The sequence below is a fragment of the Streptomyces sp. NBC_00090 genome (genome assembly GCF_045160815.1).
GTDB lineage: Bacteria > Actinomycetota > Actinomycetes > Streptomycetales > Streptomycetaceae > Streptomyces.
The window spans coordinates 3,708,955-3,721,367 of the sequence record NZ_CP108224.1 but is presented as its reverse complement, the minus strand read 5'-3'; the positions used below and the strand labels follow the sequence as shown (position 1 = coordinate 3,721,367).

The following is a 12,413-nucleotide window of genomic DNA, read 5'->3' as shown; positions in this document are numbered from 1 at the left end:
GTGTGCTCGGTGCGACTAGTACAGACCGTTGTAGGTCTGGTAGCCGGTGCCGATCGAGACACGCGGCTTGAAGACGGAGCCCGACGTGCCGTAGCCCGAGTAGCGGAACAGCTCGCCGCCCGAGTTCACCGCGAGCAGGTCGGCCTTGCCGTCACCCGTGATGTCACCGGGCGCCGCCAGCTTCGGGTACGCGTTCCAGCCGCCGCCGATCTTGACGCGGGACTTGAACGGGTAACCCTCCTTGCCCGTGCCCTGGTACAGGTACAGGTTGCCGTCCTTGTCGCGGGCCACCAGGTCGTTCAGACCGTCGCCGGTGAGGTCGCCCGAACCGAGGATCCGGTTGTACGCGTTCCAGCCGGCGCCGACCTTGACGCGGGAGTGGAGCGCCGTGCCGTCGTAGTTGCTCCGGTAGAGCCACAGGACGCCGGAGCTGTCCCGGGCCACGAAGTCGCCGGTTCCGTCGCCGTTCAGGTCGCCCGGGCCCGCGATCAGGTTGATGGCACCCCAGCCGCCGCCGAAGTCCGTCTCGCCGCGGTAGAGGCGGCCCTGGTAGATCTCCAGCGTGTCGGAGAACCCGTCCCTGCCCAGCGAGTTGACCTCGAAGATCGTCGCCCCGGCCCAGCCGCCGGTGTCGCTGATCTGCTCGCGGGGGGCCAGCTTGCCCGTGCCCGTCGGGTAGTACCAGAAGAGCGTGCCGGCCTTGTCGCGGGCGAGCAGCCCCTCCTTGCCGTGCGCCGGCACGTTGCCCGCGCCGCCGAACTGGGGCACACCGGCCCAGCCGCCGCCGGAGCTGGCCTGCTTACGGGCCGTGAAGCGGCCGCCGCCGGTGCCGTAGTAGATCCACAGCGTGCCGTCGGTACCGCGCGCGACGACGTCGGGGACACCGTTGGCGTTGTCGTCGTCGACGCCGATGATCTGGTTGTAGATCTGCCAGCCGGAACCGACCTGAGTGCGCGCCTTCAGCGTCTTCGGGTTGCCGGTGCTGCCGTAGTAGTAGAGGACGCCGGACGGCGTACGGGCGAGGAAGTCGCCCCTGCCGTCGCCGTCGCTGTCACCGAGACCGATCAGCTGGTCGTAGGCCGTCCAGCCCTTGCCGATCAGCTGACGGGCGTGGAACGGAGCGTAGGACACGCCCGTGGAGGCGTAGACCCACAGCTCGCCGGAGGGCGTACGGGCCAGCACGTCCGCACGGCCGTCACCACTGATGTCACCGGGCGAGAAGACCTTGTTGTAGATCTCCCAGCCGTCACCGGACCAGCGGTAGCTGCCGTACGACGCGGTCGCGTCCCCGTAGAGCGCCAGATTGCCGAACTTCGACAACGTCAGGACCTCGGGCCCGCTGCCGTTCGCGTCCTGGTCGCCGATCGGGATGACGTCCTTGACGAACTCGCTGGTCGCGGAGAACTCCGACTGGACGCCCGTGGTCGTCGACGTCCAGAGCGAGCCGTTGACGCCGCGGTAGATGACGTCGGCGCGGCCGTCCCCGTCGAAGTCCGAGCGCGACGGCAGACGGTCCGCCGTGGCACCGGCGATCCCGGCGGACCGGGCACCGTCCTGCGGCAGGAACCGCTCCGACGGAGCGCCAGGGCCCGGGGCCGGCTTCTCGACGGACGGGCGCGGCGCCGGGGTGTCGGCGGACGCCGGGGTCGCGAGGAGCATGCCCGCGGAGAGGGCGAGGGTGGTGCAGGCGGCCACACGACGGGCGCGCTTGGAGCGAAGGAAGAACAAAGAGATCCCCCCCAGGGATCTAGAGGTTCGACAGAACCAAACAGGGGGGTTCGCACAGCGTCGAACGGCGTCAGCCCATGCCCGTAGGCACGCGGGGACGACTTCGCTCGAAGGTCGGAACACCCCCCCGGATGTTGAACACGAGTCTACTCACAGGAACGATCTACGCCAGAGGTTTACCCTCCGAATCCGACCATCCGGTCAGTTCTTCCGGTGCCCTATCAACCGCGGCTTCTGCTCCAGGCCGTCCAGGCCGTGCCACGCCAGGTTCACCAGATGCGCCGCGACCTCCGCCTTGTCCGGCTTCCGCACGTCCAGCCACCACTGGCCCGTCAGCGCCACACTGCCCACCAGCGCCTGCGCGTACAGCGGGGCCAGCTTCGGGTCGAAGCCGCGATTCTTGAACTCCATCCCGAGGATGTCCTCCACCTGCGTGGCGATGTCGCTGATCAGCGAGGCGAACGTGCCCGTCGACTGCGCCACCGGCGAGTCCCGCACCAGGATCCGGAAACCGTCCGTGTAGTTCTCGATGTAGTCGAGCAGCGCGAACGCCGCCTGCTCCAGGAGCTCCCGCGGGTGCCCCGCGGTCAGCGCGCCCGTCACCCCCTCCAGGAGCTGCCGCATCTCCCGGTCGACGACGACCGCGTACAGCCCCTCCTTGCCCCCGAAGTGCTCGTACACCACCGGCTTGGAGACCCCGGCCTTCGCCGCGATCTCCTCCACCGACGTGCCCTCGAAGCCCTTCTCGGCGAACAGCGTGCGGCCGATGTCGAGGAGCTGCTCCCGGCGCTCGGCGCCCGTCATCCGCACCCGGCGGCCACGCCGGGGCTTCTGCCCGCCACTGCTTCCCGTGCTTCCTGTACTGCTGCCGGTACCGCTGGTGCTGCCGTCGATCGCCACGTCTTCCATCATGCCGCGTCTGCGGACGCGCTCTGGCGCCGGGCTTCGATGCGCTCCTTCGCCGGCCAGCGCACGTCGGACGCCCAGCCCGCCAGCTCGAACCAGCGGATCAGCCGCGCGCTGGAGTCGACCTGGCCGCGCAGCACCCCGTGCCGCGCCGAGGTCGGGTCCGCGTGGTGCAGGTTGTGCCAGGACTCGCCGCAGGACAGCACCGCGAGCCACCACACGTTGCCCGAACGGTCACGCGACTTGAACGGGCGCTTGCCCACCGCGTGGCAGATCGAGTTGATCGACCAGGTCACGTGGTGCAGCAGCGCCACCCGGATCAGGGAGCCCCAGAAGAACGCGGTGAACGCGCCCCACCACGACATCGTCACCAGACCGCCCACCAGCGGCGGAATCGCCAGCGACACCACCGTCCACAGCACGAACTGGCGCGAGATCGCCCGGATCGCCGGGTCCTTGATCAGGTCGGGGGCGTACTTGTGCTGCGGCGTCCGCTCCTCGTCGAACATCCAGCCGATGTGCGCCCACCACAGGCCCTTCATCAGCGCCGGGACCGTCTCCCCGAAACGCCACGGCGAGTGCGGGTCGCCCTCCGCGTCCGAGAACTTGTGGTGCTTGCGGTGATCCGCCACCCAGCGCACCAGCGGACCCTCGACGGCCAGCGAACCCATGATCGCGAGCGCGATCCGCAGCGGCCGCTTCGCCTTGAAGGAACCGTGCGTGAAGTAGCGGTGGAAACCGATCGTGATCCCGTGACAGCCGATGTAGTACATCGCCACCATCAGCCCCAGATCCAGCCAGCTCACCCCCCAGCCCCAGGCCAGCGGCACCGCCGCGAGCAGCGCCAGGAACGGCACCGTGATGAACAGCGCCAGCGCGACCTGCTCGGTCGAACCCTTGCTGTCACCGCCCAGCGTCGCGAAGGGAAGGGCCGTGGCGCCGTCGGGCGTCTCGGGCGCCTCGGGCGCCGAGGTCACCTCGGGGCTAGTGGTCATGGGCGTCCCCTGGGGATGAGGGTGAGGGTGAAAGAAGCGGAAACCCGCGTCGTGGCTACGCCTCCGTAACCTACGGCGTCGTAAGTATGGCAGCGCCGTGACGCGCGGCAAGAGGGCACAAGAGGGGCGTTGCCCACACCGCCCCGGCGGACACCTATCCTGGGTGCGTCGGACAGCGCGGTCCGCAAGCCTCCAGTACCCCTCCAGACGTGCTCAAACACTGCAAGGAGCCGCACCTGTGAGCAGTGCCGACCAAACCCCCACCGCCAGCACCGAGCTGCGCGCCGACATCCGCCGACTGGGCGACCTCCTGGGCGAGACCCTCGTCCGGCAGGAGGGCCACGAACTCCTCGACCTCGTCGAGCGGGTCCGCAGCCTCACGCGCGAGGACGGCGAGGCAGCCGCCGAGCTGCTCCGCGGTGTCGAACTGGAGACCGCCGCCAAGCTGGTGCGCGCCTTCTCCACCTACTTCCACCTGGCGAACGTCACCGAGCAGGTCCACCGCGGCCGCGAGATGCGCGAGAAGCGCGCCGCCGAGGGCGGCCTCCTCGCCCGCACCGCCGACATGCTCAAGGACGGCGACCCGCAGCACGTCCGCGAGACGGTCAAGAACCTCAACGTCCGACCCGTCTTCACCGCGCACCCCACCGAGGCGGCCCGCCGCTCCGTCCTCAACAAGCTGCGCCGGATCGCCGCCCTCCTGGAGACCCCGGTCATCGAGGCCGACCGGCGCCGCCACGACCTGCGGCTCGCCGAGAACATCGACCTCATCTGGCAGACCGACGAGCTCCGGGTCGTCCGCCCCGAGCCCGCCGACGAGGCCCGCAACGCCATCTACTACCTCGACGAGTTGCACGCCAACGCCGTCGGCGACGTCCTGGAGGACCTCGCCGCCGAGCTGGAGCGCGTCGGCGTCGAACTGCCCGCCGGCACGCGCCCGCTGACCTTCGGCACCTGGATCGGCGGCGACCGCGACGGCAACCCCAACGTCACCCCGCAGGTGACCTGGGACGTCCTGATCCTCCAGCACGAGCACGGGATCACCGACGCCCTCGAACTCGTCGACTTCCTGCGCGGACTCCTCTCCAACTCCATCCGCTACACCGGAGCCACCCAGGAACTCCTGGACTCCCTCCAGCGCGACCTGGAACTCCTCCCGGAGATCAGCCCCCGCTACAAGCGCCTCAACGCCGAGGAGCCGTACCGGCTCAAGGCCACCTGCATCCGGCAGAAGCTCGTCAACACCCGCGAGCGCCTCGCCTCCGGCACCCCGCACCAGGACGGCCGCGACTACCTCGGCACCGCCGAGCTGATCCACGACCTCACCCTGATCCAGACCTCGCTGCGCGAGCACCGCGGCGGCCTCTTCGCCGACGGCCGGATGGACCGCACCATCCGCACCCTCTCGGCCTTCGGCCTCCAGCTCGCCACCATGGACGTCCGAGAGCACGCCGACGCGCACCACCACGCGCTCGGCCAGCTCTTCGACCGCCTCGGCGAGGAGTCCTGGCGGTACGCGGACATGCCCCGCGACTACCGGCAGAAGCTGCTCGCCAAGGAGCTGCGCTCGCGCCGCCCGCTCGCCCCGACCCCGGCCCCGCTGGACGCCGCCGGCGAGAAGACCCTCGGCGTCTTCCACACCATCAAGCAGGCCTTCGAGCGCTTCGGCCCCGAGGTCATCGAGTCCTACATCATCTCGATGTGCCAGGGCGCCGACGACGTCTTCGCCGCGGCCGTCCTCGCCCGCGAGGCCGGCCTCCTCGACCTGCACGCCGGCTGGGCCAAGATCGGCATCGTGCCGCTCCTGGAGACCACCGACGAGCTCAAGGCCGCCGACGTCATCCTCAACGACATGCTGGCCGACCCCTCCTACCGGCGCCTCGTCTCGCTCCGCGGCGACGTCCAGGAGGTCATGCTCGGCTACTCGGACTCCTCCAAGTTCGGCGGCATCACCACCTCGCAGTGGGAGATCCACCGCGCCCAGCGCAGGCTCCGCGACGTCGCCCACCGCTACGGCGTGCGCCTGCGCCTCTTCCACGGCCGCGGCGGCACCGTCGGCCGCGGCGGCGGCCCCTCGCACACCGCGATCCTCGCGCAGCCCTGGGGCACCCTGGAGGGCGAGATCAAGGTGACCGAGCAGGGCGAGGTCATCTCCGACAAGTACCTGATCCCGTCCCTCGCCCGCGAGAACCTCGAACTGACCGTCGCGGCCACGCTGCAGGCCTCCGCCCTGCACACCTCCCCGCGCCAGTCCGACGAGGCCCTCGCCCGCTGGGACGCGGCCATGGACACCGTCTCGGACGCCGCCCACACCGCGTACCGCAAGCTGGTCGAGGACCCGGACCTGCCCGCGTACTTCTTCGCGGCCACCCCGGTCGACCAGCTCGCCGACCTCCACCTCGGCTCCCGCCCGTCCCGCCGCCCCGACTCGGGTGCCGGTCTCGACGGACTGCGCGCCATCCCGTGGGTCTTCGGCTGGACGCAGTCCCGGCAGATCGTCCCCGGCTGGTTCGGCGTCGGCTCGGGCCTCAAGGCCCTGCGCGAGGCCGGTCTCGACGCGGTCCTCGGCGAGATGTACGGGAGCTGGCACTTCTTCCGCAACTTCCTCGCCAACGTCGAGATGACGCTCGCGAAGACGGACCTGCGGATCGCCCGCCACTACGTCGACACCCTCGTCCCCGACGAGCTGAAGCACGTCTTCGACGACATCGAGGCCGAGCACGCGCTGACGGTCGCCGAGGTCCTCAAGGTCACCGGCGGCGAGACCCTGCTCGCCTCCAACCCGGTCCTCCAGCAGACCTTCGCCATCCGCGACGCCTACCTCGACCCGATCTCCTACCTCCAGGTCGCCCTCCTCGCCCGCCAGCGCGCGGCCGCCGAGCGCGGCGAGGACCCGGACCCGCTGCTCGCACGGGCCCTGCTCCTCACGGTGAACGGTGTCGCGGCGGGCCTGCGCAACACCGGCTGACGCCTGGCCGTACACATGACAGTGCCCCCGCCGGAATCCTCGGATCCCGGCGGGGGCACTGTCATGTGCGGGGGTGCGTCAGTGCTGCTGCGCCTTGCGACGACGGGTCACCAGGAACGCGCCGGCGCCCGCGAGGGCCACGGCCACGGCGGCGAGGACGCCGACCGGGGCGCTCGAACCGGTCTCGGCGAGGTCGCCCTCGCCCGTGCCACCGGTGCCACCGGTACCACCGGTACCGGCGGTCTCACCGGCCGGGGCGGTGGCGGACGGGGACTCGGTGCCGCCCGGGGTCTCGCTCGGAGCCGGGGTCTCACCAGGGGCGGTGGTCTCCGTGCCCGGGGTGGTCTCGGTGCCGGGGGTGGTGGTCTCGGTACCGGGAGTCGTGGTCTCCGTGCCCGGAGTGGTGGTCTCCGTGCCGGGGCTCGTGGTCTCGGTGCCGGGCGTCTCTGCCGGGCAGTCGACCTTGAAGACCTTGTGCTTGGCGCTGCCGTTCTCGCCCTCGAAGTTCCAGAACAGCTTGTACTGGCCGTCGGGGAGCGTCAGGTCCTCGGTGCGGCCATGGCCCTCGGCGTCGAGGGTGATGGAGCCGTCCTCGACCTCGGTGCCCTTTTCCTGGTCGTTGTTCGCCCAGGCTTCGATGCGCCAGGTCGCCTTCTGGGCGGCATCGAAGTGGAAGGCGTCGAGGTAGAAGGCGCAGACCTTCGGCTCGTTGGCCTTGATCTCCTCGCCGGTCTTCGAGTCGTGGATCTTAACGGTGCCGTTGTCGCCCTTGGGGCCGTTCGAGGCCGAGGCGGCCGGGGCCAGAACGAGGGAACCTGCCATGGCCGCGACAAGAGCGGCGGCAGGAATGAAGGAGCGTCGCATGTGCAGTCGTCCATCTGGGAGAAGAGGGATGCCGTGGGAGGTGGCCCAGGCAGCCTATCCGCCGCTTTAAGTCAGCCTTGACCCAGAAGCCCATAACGATCGCATCAGGGGACCGGTGGAATCCTCGGGGGCGCGAACAACCGGCTCAGAGCGCGAAGATGGGGCTCGGGAGCGCCAACAACCGGCTCAGAGCGCGAAGAACGCCGCCACCAGCAGCGCCCCGCCCAACCCCGCCACCGACCAGGCCGTCCGCGACATCCGCAGCCCCCCACCGATCACCGGCGCCGCGAGCAACAGCGCACCGCCCAGCGGCAGCCAGGCGTGCAGACCGCCACCCCACCCCGCCCGAACGCCCTCGTCCGTTCCCGGCTTCACCACCACCGGGATCGTCACGCCCTTCTCCGCCGCGACCGACGCGGCGATCGTCAGCGTCCGCCGCGTCGAGGACGGGTCCTCGGGCGCGTACGTACCGCTGCACGTCTCCTCCGTGCACCCGGTCACCGTCAACGAGCCGTGCTCACGCCCCTTGGCGAGCAGGACGTGCTGGGCGGAGTCCCACGAGGCCCAGGCACCCCCGACGACGAGGAGCAGGGCGACCAGGGCCATGGCGGCGTTACGGACGTGCGTCATGACCCGCGATCGTACAGTCGTACGTTCTTACGGACAGACCCTAGGCGTTGTACGCGGTCTGCGCCCGCTCCAGACCCTCCGCCACCAGGCACTCCACCGAGTCCGCCGCCCGGTCCACGAACCAGTCGAGGTCCTTGCGCTCCGCCGAGGAGAAGTCCTTCAGGACGAAGTCCGCGACCTGCATCCGGCCCGGCGGACGCCCGATCCCGCACCGCACCCGGTGGTACTCGGCCCCCATCGCCTTCGTCATCGACTTCAGACCGTTGTGCCCGTTGTCGCCGCCGCCGATCTTCAGCCGCAGCACGCCGTAGTCGATGTCCAGCTCGTCGTGGATCGCCACCACGTGCGCCGTGGGCACCTTGTAGAAGTCGCGCAGCGCCGTCACCGGACCGCCCGACAGGTTCATGTACGACATCGGCTTCGCGAGGATCACCCGCCGGTTCTCCGGCCCGGGCGGACCCATCCGGCCCTCGACGACCTGCGCCTGGGCCTTCTGCGCCCGCTTGAACGAGCCGCGGATCCGCTCGGCGAGCAGGTCCACGACCATGAAGCCGATGTTGTGGCGGTTGGCCGCGTACTCGGGCCCCGGGTTGCCGAGGCCGACGATCAGCCAGGGGGCGTTGGCGTCGTCCGTCATTGCGTCAGGTCTCCTCGTATCCGTTCACGCGTCCGTACATCCGTACAAGAGAAACGGGGTGACGGGCCGTACGGCCCGTCACCCCGTCACGTCAGGCAGAGCCTACGGCTCAGGCCTCGGTGCTCACGGCGGCCTCGGTCTCGGCGGCCGGCTCCTCGGCCTGCGCGGCCAGGACCTGCAGCACGACGGCGTCGGCGTCGGTCACCAGGGTCGAGCCCTTGGGGAGCTCGATGTCCTTGGCGAGGATGGAGGCACCGGCCTCCAGGCCCTCCACGGAGACCGTGACGGACTCGGGGAGGTGGGTGGCCTCGGCCTCGATGGAGAGGGTGCCGAGCACGTGCTCCAGCAGGTTGCCACCGGCGGCGAGCTCACCCTCGGCCTGAACCGGGATCTCGACCGTGACCTTCTCGCCACGCTTCACGAGGAGCAGGTCGACGTGGACCAGGAAACCCTTGATGGCGTCACGCTGGACGGCCTTCGGGATCGCCAGCGCGTTCTTGCCGTCGATGTCCAGGGAGAGCAGGACGTTCGGCGTACGCAGGGCGAGCGCCAGCTCGTGGGCCGGGAGGGTCACGTGGGCCGGCTCCGAGCCGTGGCCGTAGACGACCGCGGGAACCTGGCTGTCACGGCGGATCGAGCGGGCGGCGCCCTTGCCGAACTCCGTACGGACGGCAGCGGCGATCTTGACCTCGGACATGGTGCACTCCTCGTAGAAAGGTGACGAACACAGTGGTCACCCGGCCACGACTGGCGATGGCCTGCTACGAAGAGCGCGTCGATAACGGACCGCCGTGACCCTGTACATCCGTACGGGTACGGCCTCCCTCGCCGAGCAACTACGGCAGTCTACCGGCCGACCCCTCTACCACCCAATTCGATCACCGAAACACGGCGGAGGGCCGCTCCCCCGAACGGGGAAGCGGCCCTCGAAAAGCCTGTACGGCCGAGGCTCAGTGCTCCTCGAAGAGGCTCGTCACCGAACCGTCCTCGAACACCTCGCGCACCGCGCGCGCGATCGTCGGCGCGATCGACAGCACCGTGATCTTGTCGAGCTCAAGGGCGCCCGGCACCGGCAGCGTGTCCGTGAAGACGAACTCGCTCACCTTGGAGTTCTTCAGACGGTCCGCGGCCGGACCCGACAGGATGCCGTGCGTCGCCGTCACGATGACGTCCTCGGCACCGTGCGCGAACAGGGCGTCCGCGGCGGCGCAGATGGTGCCGCCGGTGTCGACCATGTCGTCCACCAGGACACAGACGCGGCCCTTCACGTCACCCACGACCTCGTGGACGGTGACCTGGTTGGCGACGTCCTTGTCACGGCGCTTGTGCACGATCGCCAGCGGGGCGTCCAGGCGGTCGCACCAGCGGTCGGCGACCCGCACGCGGCCCGCGTCCGGGGAGACGATCGTCAGCTTGTCGCGGTCGACCTTCGCACCCACGTAGTCCGCGAGCACCGGCAGCGCCGACAGGTGGTCCACCGGGCCGTCGAAGAAGCCCTGGATCTGGTCGGTGTGCAGGTCCACGGTCAGGATGCGGTCCGCACCGGCCGTCTCCAGCAGGTCCGCGACCAGACGCGCCGAGATCGGCTCACGGCCGCGGTGCTTCTTGTCCTGACGGGCGTAGCCGTACGACGGGATGATCACGGTGATGCTCCGGGCCGAGGCCCGCTTCAGCGCATCGACCATGATCAGCTGTTCCATGATCCACTTGTTGATCGGAGCCGTGTGGCTCTGGATCAGGAAGCAGTCCGCGCCGCGGGCCGACTCCTGGAAGCGGACGTAGATCTCACCGTTGGCGAAGTCGAACGCCTTGGTGGGAACGAGACCGACGCCCAGCTGGTGCGCGACCTCCTCGGCCAGCTCGGGGTGGGCGCGGCCGGAGAAGAGCATCAGCTTCTTCTCGCCGGTCGTCTTGATCCCGGTCACAGCACTGTCTCCTCAGACGTGTTCTCTGGCCGCGATCCCGCGCCCTGCGAGCGCATGTGCGAACCAGCCGAATTTGTGTGCACGTATCACGGTACGCCGAGTTCGACGTACCCGTTTCCGGTCAGCTTTCGCTTGCGGACTCCTCCGGGGCCGCCTGAGCGGCCTGCGCGGCGGCGCTTCCGGGCCGCTTCCGGGCCACCCAGCCCTCGATATTCCGCTGCTGGCCCCGGGCCACGGCCAGCGCACCGGCCGGGACGTCCTTCGTGATCACGGACCCGGCGGCGGTGTAGGCACCGTCCCCGATGGTGACGGGAGCCACAAACATGTTGTCCGAGCCGGTCTTGCAGTGCGAGCCGATCGTGGTGTGGTGCTTGGTCTCGCCGTCGTAGTTCACGAAGACGCTCGCGGCGCCGATGTTCGTGTACTCGCCGATGGTCGCGTCGCCCACGTACGACAGGTGCGGGACCTTGGTGCCCTCGCCGATCGTCGCGTTCTTCATCTCGACGTACGTGCCGGCCTTGGCCTTCGCGCCCAGGTTCGTCCCGGGACGGAGGTACGCGTACGGGCCCACGGAGGCGCCGTCGCCGACCACGGCCGAGTCCGCCACCGTGTTGTCCACCCGGGCGCCCTTGCCGACGCGGGTGTCCTTCAGGCGGGTGTTCGGGCCGACCTCGGCGTCCTCGGCGACGTGCGTCGCGCCGAGCAGCTGCGTACCCGGCAGGATCACCGCGTCGGCCTCGAAGGTCACCGTCACGTCGATGAAGACCGACGCCGGGTCCACGACCGTCACGCCGGCCATCATGGCCCGCTCCAGGAGCCGCTGGTTCAGCAGCCCGCGGGCCTCGGCGAGCTGCACCCGGTTGTTGATGCCGAGGATCTCACGGTGGTCGCCGGCGACCGAGGCACCGACCCGGTGGCCGGCCTCGCGCAGGATCGACAGCACGTCGGTGAGGTACTCCTCGCCCTGGCTGTTGTCCGTCCGCACCTTGCCCAGGGCGTCGGCGAGCAGCTGCCCGTCGAACGCGAACACGCCGGAGTTGATCTCCTTGATCGCGAGCTGCTCGGCGGAGGCGTCCTTGTGCTCGACGATCTCGGTGACGGCGCCGGTCGCCGGGTCCCGCACGATCCGGCCGTAGCCGGTGGAGTCAGGCACCTCGGCGGTCAGCACGGTCACGGCGTTGCCGTCGGCGGCGTGGGTGCCGGCCAGGGCCTTCAGGGTCTCGCCGGAGAGCAGCGGGGTGTCGCCGCAGACGACCACGACGGTGCCCTCGGGCGTCTGCCCGAGCTCTTCGAGGGCCATCCGCACGGCGTGCCCGGTGCCGTTCTGCTCCTCCTGCACGGCGGTCCGGGTACCGGCGTAGTGCGCCTCCAGATGCCCCTTGACCTGCTCGCGGGCGTGCCCGACGACCACGACGAGGTGCTCGGGCTCCAGCTCCCGGGCGGCGGAGACGACATGTCCGACGAGCGAACGCCCGGCGATCTCGTGCAGGACCTTGGGGGTCTTCGACTTCATGCGGGTGCCCTCACCCGCTGCGAGGACGACGACGGCTGCCGGGCGGTTGGCGCTCACGGGAATGCCCTTCGGCTTTGGGTGGTGGACGCACGAAGGATACCGGGGGGCCGGGGTCCGGACATGAGCGCGGGTCCTGACCGTGACGGTCAGGACCCGCAACCATGGGCTCCCGGAGAAGGATTCGAACCCTCATTCAATGGACCAAAACCATTTGTCCTGCCCTTAGACGATCCGGGATAGTTCGCCC

10 protein-coding genes and 1 tRNA gene are annotated in these 12,413 nt (G+C 70.0%); 1 reads left to right on the top strand and 10 read right to left on the bottom strand.

The genetic code is table 11. The features are described from left to right. Positions 1 to 15 precede the first annotated feature (15 nt). The 3 genes from OG361_RS16250 to OG361_RS16240 form a co-directional block, all read right to left on the bottom strand. Positions 16 to 1,728 carry an FG-GAP repeat domain-containing protein gene (locus OG361_RS16250; protein WP_405854197.1) on the bottom strand — a complete coding sequence of 571 codons (1,713 nt, stop codon included), beginning with the start codon at positions 1,726 to 1,728 and terminating at the stop codon, positions 16 to 18. A gap of 201 nt (positions 1,729 to 1,929) precedes the next feature. Continuing rightward, positions 1,930 to 2,637 (bottom strand): TetR/AcrR family transcriptional regulator, encoded by a 708-nt coding sequence (locus tag OG361_RS16245; protein ID WP_405862276.1) that lies wholly within the window; start codon positions 2,635 to 2,637, stop codon positions 1,930 to 1,932. Then, a complete protein-coding gene (locus tag OG361_RS16240) occupies positions 2,637 to 3,629 on the bottom strand; it encodes an acyl-CoA desaturase (RefSeq protein ID WP_405854195.1) in 993 nt (330 codons plus the stop codon). Before OG361_RS16240 ends, OG361_RS16245 begins: the two co-directional genes overlap by 1 nt. Before the next feature lie 238 nt (positions 3,630 to 3,867). Between OG361_RS16240 and ppc the strand changes: the two genes are divergently transcribed. Further along, the gene (gene ppc / locus OG361_RS16235) at positions 3,868 to 6,597 is read left to right on the top strand and encodes a phosphoenolpyruvate carboxylase (protein ID WP_405854193.1); all 2,730 of its coding nucleotides are present in this window, start codon (positions 3,868 to 3,870) and stop codon (positions 6,595 to 6,597) included. 78 nt (positions 6,598 to 6,675) lie between these two features. On the opposite strand, the gene OG361_RS16230 is transcribed toward ppc, so the two are convergent. The 7 genes from OG361_RS16230 to OG361_RS16200 all read right to left on the bottom strand — a co-directional run bounded on the left by OG361_RS16230 (position 6,676) and on the right by OG361_RS16200 (position 12,403). Beyond that, positions 6,676 to 7,419 carry an LPXTG cell wall anchor domain-containing protein gene (locus OG361_RS16230; protein WP_405854191.1) on the bottom strand — a complete coding sequence of 248 codons (744 nt, stop codon included), beginning with the start codon at positions 7,417 to 7,419 and terminating at the stop codon, positions 6,676 to 6,678. A 228-nt stretch (positions 7,420 to 7,647) separates the two neighbouring features. Continuing rightward, entirely contained in the window at positions 7,648 to 8,091 is a 444-nt protein-coding gene (locus OG361_RS16225; RefSeq protein WP_384565059.1) for a hypothetical protein, read from the bottom strand. A gap of 40 nt (positions 8,092 to 8,131) precedes the next feature. After that, positions 8,132 to 8,728, bottom strand: coding sequence for an aminoacyl-tRNA hydrolase (gene pth, locus OG361_RS16220; RefSeq protein ID WP_405854189.1), 597 nt, complete (start codon positions 8,726 to 8,728; stop codon positions 8,132 to 8,134). Positions 8,729 to 8,837: 109 nt separating this feature from the next. Then, complete coding sequence (locus OG361_RS16215; RefSeq protein ID WP_405854187.1) at positions 8,838 to 9,425, bottom strand: 50S ribosomal protein L25/general stress protein Ctc; 588 nt, start codon at positions 9,423 to 9,425, stop codon at positions 8,838 to 8,840. 253 nt (positions 9,426 to 9,678) lie between these two features. Continuing rightward, positions 9,679 to 10,653 carry a ribose-phosphate diphosphokinase gene (locus tag OG361_RS16210; protein WP_384565051.1) on the bottom strand — a complete coding sequence of 325 codons (975 nt, stop codon included), beginning with the start codon at positions 10,651 to 10,653 and terminating at the stop codon, positions 9,679 to 9,681. 121 nt (positions 10,654 to 10,774) lie between these two features. Next, entirely contained in the window at positions 10,775 to 12,223 is a 1,449-nt protein-coding gene (gene glmU / locus OG361_RS16205) for a bifunctional UDP-N-acetylglucosamine diphosphorylase/glucosamine-1-phosphate N-acetyltransferase GlmU (RefSeq protein WP_405854184.1), read from the bottom strand. A gap of 109 nt (positions 12,224 to 12,332) precedes the next feature. After that, a tRNA-Gln gene (locus OG361_RS16200) sits at positions 12,333 to 12,403 on the bottom strand. Positions 12,404 to 12,413: the final 10 nt, after the last annotated feature.